The following is a 15,879-nucleotide window of genomic DNA, read 5'->3' on the forward strand; positions in this document are numbered from 1 at the left end:
TATGAACAGGATAGTAAAAACAATACTAGTTTGTGCTATTTGTTTTAATTCAAGTATTATCTCAGCACAACTTAATGAGTATCTAAATGCTGAAAATACTAGGATTTCAAATGCCAGTCGGACGGAAGCGGAAATTCAAAAATTTATAGATGAAAATCTTAACAATTATGAATTATCGCAACAAGTTAACGATGAGCTCATTCAGCATCTAAGAAGTGAAGAAGAATTCACCGACGCCGAGTTGCAAAATGCAATTCTAAAAACGAAAGTCTTTGAATTAAGAAAACTATTCTTTATTCAAAATCCAGAGGTAAAAGACGAGTATTATGCAAAACCAATTCCTGTTATTTTACAACAGCAATGTGTAAACGGAGATTTTGAAAACGGAACCGCAGGCTATTCTTTTTGGTCTGACCCGCATCCGCAACCTGCTTCTGGAACAGCATTTTTCTTGTCATGCGCAACGCCATCAGTAATGACCGCTACCAATGTGGTGACTCCAGTGGTAAACGATATGAACGCCACCGTAACTTTAATTGATAATACCAGTCCAGGATACCAACAGTATGACCCCACTTTAGCAGGCTTAGGAGTAAACGTCCCAACACTATTCACTAGTGGAGGTGGAGGTAGCAAGTGTATTAAGTTAAATAATGAACAAGGTTTAGGCTCTTCCGATCAAACCACAGTTTCTCGCTATTTTCCCAATATAAATCAAGCTACCATTGATTTTAATTTTTCATTGGTAATGGATAATAAGCCAGCTCACGGACAACCTATACAACCTTTTTTCAGGGTTAGAGCTAAAGACCAATTTGGTAATGTGGTAGATGAAATTTGTATCATTGCTAATCCAGACAATTGTTTGTTCAATGTAATCTATGTTAGCAGTAAAAGAAGAGTGCTTTATACCGATTGGATTTGTGCCCGATTGAATGTGGGAGAAATTCTAAACCAACCAGGAACTATAGAATTTACCGTTAGTGATTGCCAACCTTCAGCCCATTTTGGAACAGTTTATATAGATAATATTTGCGGAACGGTTTGCGCCAATCCTCAACTTGGAGCCTTAAATACGGACCCAACAAATCTCAATTGCCCAGATATGTCTGGAAATACCCCAATTCAGGTTTGTGGAACTTATCAGTCTCCTGTTAATGCCACTTTAAGTTCAATTGTTCTTAATATAACTCAAAACGGAGCGATAGTTGGAACCATAAATGCACCAACACAACTTACGAGTTCAACCTTTTGTTTTACGGTTGCACCAAGTTTATTTGGAGCAGATCCGAATGGTAATTTTGAATTCCAAATAGATGCCAATTTTAATGTGCATTGCCCAGCTGGAAATTTTATTTATACCATATCCGATAACTCAGCGAATATCGGCCCCGATGTGAGCTTTACTAATTGTTGCAAAGCAACCTTAACCTTAATTTCGCCTGCAGATGATGTCAATAATTTAGCAACACCACTGCTGAAGACTAAGGAAAGATCAGATTGGATTAAAGCAGCCAATATTGTTTCAGTAGGTGATAACGTTTTGTCTAATGGAGTAGTGTATCATGCCACCAATTTTGTAGAACTTAATCCTGGTTTTGAAGCCGTGTTTGGTTCCCAATTTTCTGCCTATCCCGAAGGATGCTCTGGCAACTTTACTTATAAAACACCAACTCAGAACAGTGTGGTAACTAATGGTCAACCAGCAATGGGTAAAGAAACGGTTAATTTGGTTAAAGTAATCAAAGGATTTGCTATTATCCCAAATCCATCCAGTAGCACCATCGAAATTGTAATGAAAGGAGCTCAATTCAGTAGAGTGAGTATTGCCACCATTGACGGTAAAGTGGTTGATGAAAAACAAGTAGAAAAAACAGATAGAACCCAAATCGATGTAAGCCGTTATGCCAATGGTATTTATATCATCAACATTACTTCTGAAGACGGACAATTAGTAACCGAAAAGTTGATAAAGAACTAGTTTTTCCCTAAATACTTATAAACAAAGCTTCTCCTAACCGAGAAGCTTTTTTATATTTGTCCCAAGCCAAAAGCTATTTTATGCTACAATTAAATGTAAAAAACGAAACGTCAAGATTAAGAGCCGTAGTGCTCGGTTCCGCCGTTAATAATGGTCCAACACCAACAAAAGAAGAAGCTTACGATCCCAAATCACTAGAACACATTCTAGCAGGAACCTATCCTGTAGAAGAGGATATGGTCAAAGAAATGGAAGCTTTTAATCAAGTATTTCAAAAGTATGAGGTACAAGTTTTTCGTCCTGAAATGATTGAAAACTATAACCAAATCTTTACCCGTGACATCGGATTCGTCATTGATGATATTTTTATTAAGGCTAATATTTTGCCTGATAGGGAACGAGAATTAGATGCCGTCCAGTATGTTATTGATCAAATCAATCCAGCAAAAGTGGTGCGTCCTCCAGAGGAAGTGCATATTGAAGGCGGAGACGTGATGCTTTGGAACGATTATATTTTCATAGGAACTTATAAGGGTTCTGATTACAAAGATTACATTACAGCCCGAACCAATATGGCAGGGGTCAATTATATCAAAGCATTATTTCCCAATAAAATGGTGAAAGAATTTGATTTAGTCAAGTCAAAATTAGAAGCTCGAGACAATGCCTTACACTTAGATTGTTGTTTTCAACCTGTGGGTAAGAACAAAGGAATCATCTATAAAAGTGGCTTCCGTGAAGAAGCAGATTATGTGTTTTTAGTGAAATTATTTGGCAAAGAAAACCTCTTTCACATCACTCGAGACGAAATGTATGACATGAATTCCAATGTGTTTTCAATAGACGATACTGTAGTGGTTTCTGAAAAAAACTTTACAAGATTAAATCATTGGCTTCGTAATAATGGCTTTACAGTAGAAGAAATACCATACGCAGAGATTGCTAAACAAGAAGGACTGTTGAGATGTTCAACATTACCGTTAATAAGAGACTAACATGAAACAAACTACCAATGCCATACTGATGATTCGCCCTGTAGCGTTTCGTATGAACGAGCAAACTGCCGTAAATAATTATTATCAAAAAGTACTGGACGGACTCTCGCCAGAAACGGTAAATGCTAAGGCTCAAGCCGAGTTTGATGCGTTTGTCAATAAATTGCGAAAAGTAGGTGTGCAGGTAACTGTCGTCGAAGATACTTTAGAGCCTAATACGCCAGACAGTATTTTTCCTAACAACTGGATTTCCTTTCACGAAAGTGGAGATGTGGTGTTATATCCCATGTTTGCCGAAAATCGCCGTGCCGAAAGAAGAGAAGATATTTTGGATGTTTTAGAAGACGAAGGTTTCGAAATCAATGAAATCATGGATTATACTTTGGCAGAAGAAGACAATGTTTTTTTAGAAGGCACAGGAAGTTTGCTTTTAGACCGAGAAAACGGGAAAGCTTATTGCGCCCTTTCTCCAAGAGCCGATGAAGAATTGATGATTGAGTTTTGTGAAGATTTTGAATTTACGCCCGTAATTTTTGAAGCGTTTCAAACCGTAAATGGCGAAAGAAAACTAATTTATCATACCAACGTAATGATGTGCCTTGGCGATACGTTTGCCGTAATTTGTGCCGATTGTATCGATGACAAAAAAGAACGCAAAATGGTCCTTGATAGTCTTCGTGGAGACGACAAAGAAATCATCCTAATCACAGAAGATCAGGTAAACAACTTTGCAGGAAACATGTTAGAAGTAAAAGGGAAAAATGACGAGCGATTTTTGGTGATGAGTGAATCAGCTTATAAAAGCTTAACCAAAAAACAAATCGCCCAACTAGAAGCCCATGTAGAAATCATTCATTCTAGCTTAGACACTATCGAAGCTTGTGGAGGTGGAAGTGCTCGCTGCATGATGGCCGAAATTTTCCTTCCGAAAGCCTAAACGATTATACTACTTTTCAAAGAATCCCAAAAACTAATATAGCTTTTGGGATTTTTTTATGGATGTCTCCATGGGGTTTTGTTCGGGATTGTACTACCCCTTTGCGAACCAATATCGAACATAACTCGAAGAAGCTATAAAGGATTATTTTTTAGATACAGAATACTTTCTCAAAATTCGTAATTTATTCCGCTACGCTCCATACAGTCGAGCAAATCTCGTGTCGTAATTTTCAATTCGTAATTAATTAAATTCCTCTAACAATACTCAAAACAGAGCTAATGATATATTGAATTCCTATAGCAATGGTTAGAAATCCAATGATTCTAGAAATAGCTACGATTCCAGAAGCTCCAAGGTATTTGGCTAAATAATGAGCACTGCGAAGAATTAAAAAAACAACAAAAGCCACTATAAAAATAGCAAAGGAGGAAATAAGAATTTCATGAGTAGTATTGTGCTCTTGATAAAAGGCAATCAATAACGAAATAGAACCCGGACCAGCAAGCATCGGCATGGCTAATGGCGTTAAAGCAATGTCATTTCTGTTTTCAATATCTTGTTGGACTTTTTTATCAATCCCACGATTTTTACTGAACTTTCCATTCAAAAGCGAAAACCCGGAACTGGCAATAATAATACCTCCAGCAATTCGAAGTGCGCTAATGGTTATTCCGAAAAAGGTCAACACATATTGTCCGATGAAAAATGAAATAATTAGAATAATGAAAACATCTATGGCGGTCCAAAGCGAAACTCTAGAACGTTCTTTTTTAGTGTAATCTTGAGTTAAGCCCACAAAAATAGGCACGGTTCCAATAGGATTCAGCACTGAAAAAAGCGCCGCAAATAGAAAAAGAAAAAGCTCCATAGTTTTTTTGGCAAAGGTAATTCCTCAGTTTTACTTTAAATATTAAATAGAAGTTAAATAAATCTTCCGAATTATAAAGTTACCATTATCTTTGACACCAAGAAATGAAATCATGAAAAATAAGAAGACTTTGGTCCTTGGGGCTACCACAAAACCAGAAAGATACGCCTTCAAAGCGATTACGATGTTGGTCGAAAAAGGGCATTCAGTGATTGCGATTGGCTCTAATATGGGAGAAGTGGCTGGCATTACTATCCGAACCAAAAACATTCCACTTAAAAATATTGATACGGTGACATTGTATCTAAATCCAGTGCGTCAAAGGGAGTATTATAATTACATTATCGAAACAAAACCCAAGCGTGTTGTCTTCAATCCTGGAACGGAGAACCCCGAGTTTTATCAGTTATTACAAGGCAACGGTATCAAAGTAGAAGTAGCTTGTACTTTGGTTTTATTGGCGACCAATCAATATTAGTAACGCGTATTTTGAGTCGCTGGTTTACTGATTAAAAGCAATCCGATAAAGGTGATGAATCCGTTTACGATGATTAATTCATTGTCGAAAGTATAATCGCCAAAAAGTTCAACCGAATACTTACTGATAAAGAAACATATCGCTGGAGAAATTAAGCAGATAAAAGGCACCAGTTTGTCATGCACTGTTTTTGATTTCACAAACAACCCAAAAGCATACAATCCCAAAAGTGGTCCATAAGTGTAGGAAGCAATCTTGAAAATCATCTTTACTACTGAAGCATCATTCACCGCATTGAATATCACAATTACCAAAAACATAAGAATTGAAAATCCAATATGAACAAAATGTCTTGTTCTAACTACATTGGGTTTGTTTTGGTTTTCGGTTTTATCCATACCTAAAAAATCAACGCAGAAGGATGTCGTTAAAGCAGTCAGTGCCGAATCGGTCGTAGCAAATGTCGCTGCTGTCAATCCCAATAAGAATACTACTGCTGGAACAATACCTAATGATTTTAGCGCAATTTCAGGGAAAAGAAAATCGGTTCTAGCTACATCATCTACCATCGGAACGGCTATGCCATTTTTCTCAGCAAACATATACAGTAAGGCTCCAACACTTAAGAAGAAGATGTTGATGATCACAAAAATTCCGGTAAAAGTGAACATGTTCTTTTGCGCTTCGCCAATGTTTTTGCAGCTTAAATTCTTTTGCATCAAATCTTGGTCTAATCCAACCATAGCAATAGTTACAAAAATCCCCCCTAAGATTTGTTTCCAAAAATAATTCCCTTTCAGATAATCGTCAAAGAAGAATATTTTAGAGTAGTTGCTTTGTTTTACGGCTTCAAAAGCTTGAAAAAAAGTAAAATCTAAACTGCTGCAAATGAAAAATATCGTCAAAAACACAGAAGAAACTAAGAAGAATGTTTGCAAACTATCGGTAATAATAATCGTTTTTAAACCACCACGATAAGTGTAGGCGAATATCAATCCGAGTGAAATTAAAACGGTTAAAGCAAACGGCACGTGAAAAGAATCAAATACATAACGTTGTAATACAATCACCACTAAATAGAGTCGGAAAGCTGAACCAATTGTTCGACTAATTAAGAAAATAGTAGCAGCCGTTTTATAACTGACAACCCCTAAACGTTGCTCGATATAACCATAAATGGAGGTCAGATTCATACGATAATATAGCGGGAGTAAGACTTTGGCAATGATTAAAAACCCAATGGCATTTCCCAAAACAAACTGGAAGTATTTGAACTGTAAATCGGGATTGCCCACTTCCCCTGGAACCGAAATAAAAGTAACGCCAGAGAGCGCTGTTCCTATCATTCCGAAAGCCACCAAATACCATTTAGAGTTTTTATTGGCTTTAAAAAAAGTATCATTGTCGGAGCTTTTTTTACTGACTAAATTGGAAATCAAAATCAGTAAACCAAAATAAAGAATGATGATAATAAGAATCGTAGTTGGTGACATAAGTTCAGGTTTTACAGAAAGCCAAAATACAAAAAAAGAATACAGAACAAAGAAGAAAGAGTAAAGACGATTATTTTGATGAAAAGTTCTGCTTTCTTTGTTCTTTGTTCTTTGTTCTTTTCTCTAAATTTGCCAAATGGAATTTTCATCAAAATTGCTAGAAAAAGCAGTTAACGAAATGGCGCAATTGCCAGGTATTGGGAAGCGAACGGCTTTGCGATTGGTATTGCATTTGTTAAAACAACCTTCGGAGCAGACTCATTTTTTGTCCAATGCGTTGACAACGATGCGCGATAATATTAAATTTTGTGTTTCCTGTCATAATATTTCAGATGTTGACGTATGTGAAATATGTAATAATCCTAAGAGAAATCACAAAATTATTTGTGTAGTCGAGGATGTTCGCGATGTCATGGCTATTGAAAATACGAATCAGTTTAAGGGGATTTATCATGTTTTGGGAGGTAAAATTTCGCCGATAGATGGTGTTGGTCCGAATCAATTGACTATTGCTTCTTTGGTCGCCAAGGTAAAATCAGGAGAAATTGAAGAATTAATTTTTGCCTTAAGCTCTACAATGGAAGGCGATACAACGAACTTTTACATCTTCAAACAAATCAAAGACTATCCCTTGAAAACCTCTACGATTGCTAGAGGAATTGCAGTTGGCGATGAATTGGAATATGCTGATGAAGTGACTTTAGGACGTAGTATTTTGAACCGCATACCGTTTGAAAATACCTTAAAAAATATATAACAAAATAATAGCAAACTACATTTTTGTAATTAGAATTGAAAAACTATCTTTGTTTGCTAATTTTTTATTAAAAATAATGAACCAACCCAAAATATATTTATTACTGCTATTGAGTATTTTAGTCACTTCATGTATCCCTAAAAAGGATTTGATTTATTTACAAGATAAAAACGACACCAACCCTCAAACGGTTACACCCTCAAATCAAAAACCTTATCGTCTTCAAACTAATGACATCTTACTGATTACTATAAAAGCAATAGATCCTAAATTAGTTGAAATCTTTAATACTTCTGGAGCTCAAAATACTATGGTAGCTAGTGAGCAAAGTAGTTACTTTAATGGTTATTCTGTTGATGATCATGGTAATATTAGAATGCCCATCTTAGGAGAAATTAATGTTTTAGGGTTTACCATTGAAGAAGTAAGAGTTAAAGTGGAGAAAATGCTTCACGATCAATATTTTAAAACGGAGGCTGGTATTTTTGTTACCGTTAAACAGGCTGGTTTTAGATATACTATTAATGGGGAAGTGGGTACTACCGGAACTAAAGTTTTGTATCAAGACAAAGTAAATATCATGGAAGCTATTGCTAATTCTGGTGATATTGCAATTACTGGCGACAGAAAGGATGTGAAAGTAATTAGAAGATATCCTCAAGGAAGTGAAACATTTACTATAGATTTAACAGATAGTAAAGCCGTTAATTCACCTTGTTTCTACCTTCAACCCAACGACTACATTTATGTTAAGCCCTTGAAACAAAAAACATGGGGAACAGGGAAAACAGGTATAGAGTCACTTACTACCATAATTACTTTGTTATCATTAGCAACAACAACCTATTTGTTACTTAGAAACTAATTCCATTTTTCATGTTAGACGTAAAAGATTTTACTTTTTTTGACCAACAAAATAGTTTTGACTTCAAAGGGTTTTTAATTAAGACTTTGAGCTATTGGAAGTGGTTTGTTATTGCATTAATCATTGCCTTTTCTATAGCGCATCAAGTAAACGTTAGGAAACAAAAAATTTATGGTGTTGAAACTACAATAACCATTCAAGAGGAAAACAATCCTTTTTTTACTTCTAATACCAGTTTAGTCTTCAATTGGGGCGGAACTTCTGATAAAGTTCAGATGATTTCTACAACGCTTAAATCAAGGTCACATAACGAGATTGTGGTAGATAATAAGCAATTGTATATTGACTATTTATTACAAACTAAGTATTTCTTAAAAGATGTCTATGGTGAGATTCCTTTTAAAGTTGTTGCAGATAAAAATCAATTTCAGTTACTGGAGCAGTTTGTAAAAGTAAAAATGATATCTGATAAGACTTATCAAATTACTATCCCATTTCATGCTACTTTAGTGCCAGTTATTCGGTATTCAGACAACAAGATTACTACAATTCCTGTTCCTAATAAAGAGTTTAAAAAAATATGTAGGGTAGGAGAAGACGTAAATTTACCCTTTCTTCATTGGAGGCTAAATTCATCTACTTTTACGGATACTGGGAATATTGGTGAAGAAATCTCCGTTCGTTTCAATAATTTCGATAAAACAGTGTCTAACTGTATGGGAATTAATGTGTCTATGGATGAAAAAGCAGGCTCCATTCTTAAACTAGGTGTGCAAGGAAACAACAAAAACAGAATGGTTGATTTTTTGAATGCTACTGTTGAAGTATTGATAAAAAGACAATTAGACAATAAAAATAAATTTGCTGAAAACACCATTAATTTCATTGATAAGCAATTGCTTTCTATGGAAAAGATAATGAAAAATTCAGGCGATGAGTTAAAGGATTTCGGAAAGAATAATAACATAATCGACATTGAGCAAGGAGGCTTAGATTATAAACAACGTCTGTTAGATTATGATACTAAGAAAGACGATGTTGAAAGAAAGATTGCTTACTTAAACACTTTAAAAAACTATTTAAAAAGCAGTGTTGATTTTTCGAAATTACCAGCGCCAACCGTTGCAGGGATTGAAGAACCTAACATTAATACCAATGTTTCTAAATTGATTTCATTATCGATACAACGATCTGAATTGGCCTATTCTATTAAAGGAGAGGTGTACTATGAAAGAATAGATAATGAAATACAATCGGTTAAGAAAGTATTGCTTGAAAATATTAATTCCTATAGAAATGCCTTGTTGTATGATTTGAATTTAGCCAATCAAAAAATAAGTGTTGTAGAAGCTGAAATTAGCAAACTACCGGAAAACAAACAAGAATGGTTAAAGTTGTCTAGGAAATATAATTTGAGTGATAACATTTATAATACTTTTTTACAAAAGAGGAGCGAAGCCTCTATTGTAAAAGCAGCGAATTTACCAGATATTCAAATTATAGATCCAGCTAAAGATGTTGGTGGCGGACTATTAGGTCCAAAAACTAGTGTGAATTATGTTTTGGCTTTCTTCATGGGAATAATCATCCCGCTGGTATTAGTGTTTTTTATCTTCTTTATTAGCAATTCAGTGCAAAACATTGAAGATATTTCATCACAAACTCAATTGCCATTAATCGGAATTGTTGGAGTTAAACATTCGGAAAGTAATTTGTCGGTGTTTGAAAGACCTAAATCGGCCCTTTCGGAATCGTTTAGAGCTATTCGATCGTCACTTCAATTTTTATATAAAAAGCAAAGTATTTCTGGGACGAAGACATTAATGTTAACCTCTTCCGTCAGTGGTGAAGGGAAAACATTCTGTTCCTTAAACATAGCTACTGTTTTTGCCTTGAGCGAAAAGAAAACGATTATTCTTGGATTGGATTTAAGAAAACCAAAAATCTTTGACGATTTCAATATTCTTAATGATTTGGGTGCTGTAAATTATTTAATTGGTCAGAAAACGTTAGATGAGGTAATTCAAAAAACCCACATTCCATATCTTGATGTTATAACTTCTGGACCGATTCCTCCAAACCCTTCCGAATTGATTCTTGGCGATACGATGAAAGAATTGATTGCGGAATTAAAGAAAAAGTATGATTATATCATTTTGGATACACCACCAGTTGGACTAGTTTCGGATGCATTAGAATTATCACAATATTGTGATGTTACTTTGTATGTGGTGCGTCAAAATTTTACCAAAAAAGAAATGCTAACATTATTAAATAATAGAACCAAACGTGGCGAACTTAATAATGTGAGTATCATATTTAATGGATATGAAAACAAAGCCAAATATGGCGTTGGCTATGGCTACGGTTACGGTTATGGCTATAGTTATGGCTATGGTTACGGAAGCGGATACCATGAAGATGAAGAGCCTACAGCATTTTTTGCAAAATGGAAATACCGAATATTAAAAAAATTAGGTAAATGATAGGAGCTAAAACGACCATATTAATTACCGGAGGAGCTGGATTTATTGGGTCTAATCTTTGTGAGTATTTCTTATCTAAAGCATATTTTGTAGTTTGTTTGGATAATTTTGCTACAGGACATAGGCATAACATTGCCCCATTTTTAAAATTGGATCATTTTAAATTAATTGAAGGAGATATCCGGAATTTAGAACACTGTAGAGCAGCAGTTGCAGGAGTTGATTATGTGTTGCATCAAGCCGCTTTAGGTTCGGTTCCTCGTTCCATAAACGATCCTATAACTACAAATGAAGTAAATGTTGCTGGTTTTTTAAATATGCTGGTAGCTTCGAGAGATGCAGGGGTTAAAAGATTTGTTTATGCCGCCAGTTCTTCTACTTATGGTGACTCGGAAAGCTTACCAAAAGTGGAAGACAAAATTGGGAAACCTCTTTCTCCTTATGCTATTACAAAATATGTAAACGAATTATATGCTGAAATTTTCAGTACTACTTATGGTATAGAAACTATTGGTTTGCGCTATTTCAATGTTTTTGGAAGAAGGCAAGATCCTAATGGGGCTTATGCGGCTGTTATTCCTAAATTTGTAATGCAGTTAATGGAGCATGAAAGTCCGATTATCAATGGAGATGGTAATTTTTCAAGAGATTTTACCTATATCGATAATGTGATTCAGATGAATGAATTAGCGATGTTGACTCAAAATAAGGAAGCTATTAATACCGTTTACAATACCGCTTTTGGTGATAGAACCACTTTAAATGATATGGTTTCTTATTTGAAAGAGTATTTATCCGAATTTGATGCTGAAATAGCTAACGTTAAAGTGATACACGGACCCAATAGAGCTGGCGATATTCCGCATTCTTTGGCAAGTATTGATAAAGCAAAAAAATTAGTAAGCTATGCTCCCAAATATTCTTTTCAAGAGGGCTTAAAAGAAGCTGTGAAATGGTATTGGGATAATTTAAAATAAAATATTAGAATGAAAATTAAAAACATTTGCTGTATTGGCGCAGGGTATGTAGGTGGACCAACGATGGCCGTTATAGCACAAAAATGCCCAAACATTAAAGTTACTGTAGTTGATTTAAACGAAGCTAGAATTGCTGCGTGGAATGACAAAGACGTTAGTAATATTCCGATATACGAACCTGGATTAAACGAGATGGTAGCTGGCACTCGTGGGAAAAACCTATTTTTTTCTACCGAAGTGGATAAAGCTATTGATGAAGCAGATTTAATTTTCATCTCAGTTAACACTCCAACCAAAACCTACGGAACTGGAAAAGGAATGGCAGCCGATTTGAAACATATCGAACTTTGCGCGCGTCAAATTGCCAGAGTTGCGAAAAACAATAAGATTATTGTTGAAAAATCAACCTTACCCGTTAGAACGGCAGAAGCATTAAAAAGTATATTAGATAATACTGGAAACGGAGTTCAATTTCAAATTCTCTCTAATCCTGAATTTTTAGCAGAAGGAACGGCTGTTCAAGATTTATTGAATCCAGACCGAGTTTTAATTGGAGGAGAAAATACACCTGAAGGACAAAAAGCTATAGCTTCTTTGGTTGATGTTTATGCTAACTGGGTGCCAAGAGAGAGAATATTAACCACTAATGTTTGGTCATCAGAATTGTCAAAATTAGTGGCAAATGCTTTTTTAGCGCAACGAGTATCTTCTATCAATGCTATTTCTGAATTGTGTGAAAAAACAGAAGCTAATGTTGATGAAGTAGCCAGAGCAATTGGAATGGATAGTAGAATCGGACCGAAGTTCTTAAAAGCTTCAGTAGGATTTGGAGGTTCTTGCTTTCAAAAGGATATTTTAAATTTAGTATACATTTCAAAAGCATTTGGACTAAATGAAGTAGCGGATTATTGGGAACAGGTTATTATCATGAACGATCACCAAAAACGTCGCTTTTCTAAAAATATTGTGCAAACATTATACAATACGGTTTCAGGAAAAAAAATAACCTTTTTAGGATGGGCGTTTAAAAAAGATACTAATGATACTAGAGAATCTGCTGCTATTTATGTGGCTGACGATTTGATTAACGAACAAGCAAAAATTGCTTTGTTTGACCCAAAAGTTTCTCAAAAACAAGTGCTTTCCGATTTAGATTATCTAGAAACAAGAAAGCCATCAGAAAACGAGAAACACATTTCTTCGTATGATAACCCTTATGATGCTTGTAAAAACGGCCACGCTATTGCTATACTAACAGAATGGGATGAATTTAAAGACTACGACTGGCAAAAAATATACGACAGTATGCTAAAACCAGCGTTTGTTTTTGATGGAAGAAATCTATTGGATGCTGAGCATATGAAATCAATAGGATTTGTATATCAATCTATTGGTGTTTAATTTAATAAGTATATTTAATTCCCTTTTTTAAATCAATTAGTTAAAAAAATCTCATGAATATTAAAATAGCAGTTATTGGATTAGGATATGTTGGGTTACCACTAGCAAGATTATTTGCTACAAAATATCCTGTAGTTGGTTTTGATATCAATCAAAATAGAATTCAAGAATTAAATGCAGGAAATGATGCTACGTTAGAAATAGACGAATCCACTTTGAAAGGGGTATTGGTAAGTTCAAGTAGTAATGCAAACGGATTATATTGCAGTAGTACTATTGAAGATATTCAAAACTGTAATTATTACATTGTAACGGTTCCAACACCAGTGGATAAAAACAATAGACCTGATTTGACACCTTTATATAAATCAAGTGAAACAGTTGGTAAAGTCTTAAAAAAAGGAGATATTGTTATTTATGAATCTACAGTTTATCCCGGAGTTACAGAAGAAGAATGTATTCCTGTATTGGAAAGAGTAAGCGGATTAAAATTCAATGTTGATTTCTTTGCGGGATATTCTCCAGAGCGAATCAATCCAGGGGATAAGGAACATACGGTTGAAAAAATTCTAAAAGTAACCTCAGGTTCTACTCCAGAAATTGGACAAAGAGTGAACGAGTTATACAAATCAGTTATTACAGCTGGAACGCATTTAGCTCCCTCTATAAAAGTTGCAGAAGCAGCAAAAGTGATTGAAAATTCACAACGAGATATCAATATTGCTTTTGTAAACGAACTGGCTAAGATTTTTAATTTGTTAGAAATTGATACCCATGCAGTATTAGAAGCTGCTGGTACTAAATGGAATTTTTTACCGTTTAAACCAGGATTAGTTGGAGGACACTGCATCGGTGTAGATCCTTATTATTTGGCTCAAAAAGCACAAGAAAAAGGATACCATCCCGAAATTATTTTAGCCGGAAGACGACTGAATGATAGTATGGGAGAATACGTGGCTTCACAAGTGGTGAAACTGATGATTAAAAAAGGCATTACTATTAACGGTGCCCAATTATTAATGTTAGGAATCACCTTCAAAGAAAATTGTCCCGATGTTCGAAATACCAAAATTGTGGATGTAGTGCATGCTTTGGCGGATTATGGAATTCAAGTAACCATATTTGACCCTTGGGCTAAACCATCAGAGGTAGCACATGAATATAAATTAACTACTACAAATGAACTTCCTTCAGCAACATTTGATGCTATTGTTCTTGGTGTAGCTCACAAGGAATTTACCACTATTGATTTATCTAAACTGAAAAAATCTAATGGGGTTCTATTTGATGTAAAAGGAGTATTAAACGAAAAAGCAGACGGAAGATTATAATTTTAAATTTATGAAGAAGATATTAATTACAGGTGGTGCAGGTTTTATTGGTTCTCACGTAGTGAGACGATTTGTTACCAAATATCCAAATTATCAAATTTTTAATCTGGATGCCCTGACTTATGCGGGCAATCTAGAAAATATTGCAGATATTGATCAATCACCCAATTACACTTTTGTTAAAGGGGATATCGTTGATGCTGATTTTATTACTGATTTATTCCAAAAACATCAATTTGATGGCGTATTGCATTTGGCTGCGGAGTCTCATGTTGACCGCTCTATTACCGACCCGTTGGCCTTTGTTAAAACCAATGTTATTGGTACCATGAACTTATTGAATGCCGCTAAAACCATTTGGAAAGACAACTTTGAAGGAAAGCGTTTTTATCACATTTCTACCGATGAGGTTTATGGAAGTTTAGGAGCTGAGGGATTGTTTACTGAAACGACTCCTTATGATCCAAACTCTCCTTATTCAGCATCAAAAGCGAGTTCTGACCATTTTGTGAGAGCATATGGAGAGACTTATGGCTTGCCTTATGTAATTACAAATTGTTCTAATAATTACGGACCTAATCATTTCCCTGAGAAATTGGTTCCGTTATTTATTCACAACATCATTAATAATAAATCATTGCCTGTTTATGGCGATGGTAAATATACACGTGATTGGTTATTTGTAATTGATCATGCTATTGCTATTGATTTAGTTTTCCATGAAGGAAAGAATCATGAGACTTATAATATAGGTGGTTTCAACGAATGGCAAAATATTGATTTGGTAAAATTACTTTGCCGTCAAATGGATGTAAAGCTAGGTCGCCCAGCAGGTGAATCTGAAAAGTTAATTACTTACGTAAAAGACAGACCCGGACACGATTTACGTTATGCTATAGACGCTACTAAAATCAACAAAGAGTTAGGGTGGAAGCCTTCTGTAACTTTTGAACAAGGTATAGAAAAAACTATTGACTGGTATTTGTCTAATGAAGAATGGCTTAAAAACGTTACTTCAGGAGATTATCAAACGTATTATGAAAAGCAATATCAATAAATCTCATTAATTCCAACATATTAAATATCCGCCTTAGCGGATATTTTTTTGCTTTTTTGTCAATAAGCCTGTATTTATGGACTTGCTAATTTTAACCGGTAATTATTTTTGCTTTCTTACTTTATTAACTTAAAATCAATAATTTATTAACACGAAAACGTTTTCGCTTGTGTGGTAAGGTTTCCTTTTGTAATTTAGTTTATATAATTTTATAGTTTTATACTCCCAAATTTGCTTTAACCTGACATTC

General features: G+C 34.9%; 13 protein-coding genes. 11 read left to right on the top strand and 2 right to left on the bottom strand.

Translation table 11 applies throughout. From position 1 onward, the window contains the following. Window position 1 precedes the first annotated feature (1 nt). The 3 genes from OLM53_RS13795 (at window position 2) to ctlX (ending at window position 3,913) form a co-directional block, all read left to right on the top strand. Window positions 2-1,981: a T9SS type A sorting domain-containing protein gene (locus OLM53_RS13795; RefSeq protein ID WP_264520804.1), complete on the top strand. Its 1,980-nt coding sequence runs from the start codon at window positions 2-4 to the stop codon at window positions 1,979-1,981. A gap of 80 nt (window positions 1,982-2,061) precedes the next feature. After that, window positions 2,062-2,976: a dimethylarginine dimethylaminohydrolase family protein gene (locus tag OLM53_RS13800; protein ID WP_264520805.1), complete on the top strand. Its 915-nt coding sequence runs from the start codon at window positions 2,062-2,064 to the stop codon at window positions 2,974-2,976. 1 nt (window position 2,977) lies between these two features. Beyond that, window positions 2,978-3,913: a citrulline utilization hydrolase CtlX gene (ctlX, locus tag OLM53_RS13805; protein WP_264520806.1), complete on the top strand. Its 936-nt coding sequence runs from the start codon at window positions 2,978-2,980 to the stop codon at window positions 3,911-3,913. Between the two features lie 247 nt (window positions 3,914-4,160). Here ctlX and OLM53_RS13810 read toward each other — a convergent pair whose 3' ends face one another. Next, window positions 4,161-4,784 (bottom strand): MarC family NAAT transporter, encoded by a 624-nt coding sequence (locus OLM53_RS13810; protein WP_264520807.1) that lies wholly within the window; start codon window positions 4,782-4,784, stop codon window positions 4,161-4,163. A 112-nt stretch (window positions 4,785-4,896) separates the two neighbouring features. Here OLM53_RS13810 and OLM53_RS13815 point away from each other — a divergent pair, with 112 nt between their 5' ends. Further along, window positions 4,897-5,262, top strand: coding sequence for a CoA-binding protein (locus OLM53_RS13815; protein WP_264520808.1), 366 nt, complete (start codon window positions 4,897-4,899; stop codon window positions 5,260-5,262). Here OLM53_RS13815 and OLM53_RS13820 read toward each other — a convergent pair. Beyond that, a complete protein-coding gene (locus OLM53_RS13820; protein WP_264520809.1) occupies window positions 5,259-6,755 on the bottom strand; it encodes a sodium:solute symporter in 1,497 nt (498 codons plus the stop codon). The genes OLM53_RS13815 and OLM53_RS13820 overlap by 4 nt on opposite strands. 136 nt (window positions 6,756-6,891) lie before the next feature. On the opposite strand from OLM53_RS13820, the gene recR reads away from it, so the two are divergent. From recR to rfbB, 7 genes are all read left to right on the top strand, one after another. Further along, complete coding sequence (gene recR, locus OLM53_RS13825) at window positions 6,892-7,512, top strand: recombination mediator RecR (protein ID WP_264520810.1); 621 nt, start codon at window positions 6,892-6,894, stop codon at window positions 7,510-7,512. Between the two features lie 76 nt (window positions 7,513-7,588). Further along, window positions 7,589-8,377 (top strand): polysaccharide biosynthesis/export family protein, encoded by a 789-nt coding sequence (locus OLM53_RS13830; protein WP_264520811.1) that lies wholly within the window; start codon window positions 7,589-7,591, stop codon window positions 8,375-8,377. A gap of 11 nt (window positions 8,378-8,388) precedes the next feature. Beyond that, complete coding sequence (locus tag OLM53_RS13835; protein ID WP_264520812.1) at window positions 8,389-10,863, top strand: polysaccharide biosynthesis tyrosine autokinase; 2,475 nt, start codon at window positions 8,389-8,391, stop codon at window positions 10,861-10,863. Continuing rightward, on the top strand, window positions 10,860-11,840 hold the full coding sequence (locus tag OLM53_RS13840) for an SDR family oxidoreductase (protein WP_264520813.1): 981 nt from the start codon (window positions 10,860-10,862) through the stop codon (window positions 11,838-11,840). The genes OLM53_RS13835 and OLM53_RS13840 overlap by 4 nt, the downstream gene beginning before the upstream one ends. Before the next feature lie 9 nt (window positions 11,841-11,849). Next, window positions 11,850-13,241: a UDP-glucose 6-dehydrogenase gene (locus OLM53_RS13845; protein WP_264520814.1), complete on the top strand. Its 1,392-nt coding sequence runs from the start codon at window positions 11,850-11,852 to the stop codon at window positions 13,239-13,241. Window positions 13,242-13,294: 53 nt separating this feature from the next. Next, window positions 13,295-14,572, top strand: coding sequence for a nucleotide sugar dehydrogenase (locus OLM53_RS13850; protein WP_264520815.1), 1,278 nt, complete (start codon window positions 13,295-13,297; stop codon window positions 14,570-14,572). Window positions 14,573-14,582: 10 nt separating this feature from the next. Beyond that, window positions 14,583-15,629 carry a dTDP-glucose 4,6-dehydratase gene (rfbB, locus tag OLM53_RS13855; protein WP_264520816.1) on the top strand — a complete coding sequence of 349 codons (1,047 nt, stop codon included), beginning with the start codon at window positions 14,583-14,585 and terminating at the stop codon, window positions 15,627-15,629. Window positions 15,630-15,879 lie beyond the last annotated feature (250 nt).

It is taken from the genome of Flavobacterium sp. N1994 (assembly GCF_025947145.1).
Lineage (GTDB): Bacteria > Bacteroidota > Bacteroidia > Flavobacteriales > Flavobacteriaceae > Flavobacterium.

Bases quoted from the DNA above. Each gene is read 5' to 3' on its own strand.
- OLM53_RS13795 (WP_264520804.1), top strand. From the start codon at position 2: ATGAACAGGATAGTAAAAACAATACTAGTTTGTGCTATTTGTTTTAAT.
- OLM53_RS13800 (WP_264520805.1), top strand. From the start codon at position 2,062: ATGCTACAATTAAATGTAAAAAACGAAACGTCAAGATTAAGAGCCGTA.
- ctlX (WP_264520806.1), top strand. From the start codon at position 2,978: ATGAAACAAACTACCAATGCCATACTGATGATTCGCCCTGTAGCGTTT.
- OLM53_RS13810 (WP_264520807.1), bottom strand. From the start codon at position 4,784: ATGGAGCTTTTTCTTTTTCTATTTGCGGCGCTTTTTTCAGTGCTGAAT.
- OLM53_RS13815 (WP_264520808.1), top strand. From the start codon at position 4,897: ATGAAAAATAAGAAGACTTTGGTCCTTGGGGCTACCACAAAACCAGAA.
- OLM53_RS13820 (WP_264520809.1), bottom strand. From the start codon at position 6,755: ATGTCACCAACTACGATTCTTATTATCATCATTCTTTATTTTGGTTTA.
- recR (WP_264520810.1), top strand. From the start codon at position 6,892: ATGGAATTTTCATCAAAATTGCTAGAAAAAGCAGTTAACGAAATGGCG.
- OLM53_RS13830 (WP_264520811.1), top strand. From the start codon at position 7,589: ATGAACCAACCCAAAATATATTTATTACTGCTATTGAGTATTTTAGTC.
- OLM53_RS13835 (WP_264520812.1), top strand. From the start codon at position 8,389: ATGTTAGACGTAAAAGATTTTACTTTTTTTGACCAACAAAATAGTTTT.
- OLM53_RS13840 (WP_264520813.1), top strand. From the start codon at position 10,860: ATGATAGGAGCTAAAACGACCATATTAATTACCGGAGGAGCTGGATTT.
- OLM53_RS13845 (WP_264520814.1), top strand. From the start codon at position 11,850: ATGAAAATTAAAAACATTTGCTGTATTGGCGCAGGGTATGTAGGTGGA.
- OLM53_RS13850 (WP_264520815.1), top strand. From the start codon at position 13,295: ATGAATATTAAAATAGCAGTTATTGGATTAGGATATGTTGGGTTACCA.
- rfbB (WP_264520816.1), top strand. From the start codon at position 14,583: ATGAAGAAGATATTAATTACAGGTGGTGCAGGTTTTATTGGTTCTCAC.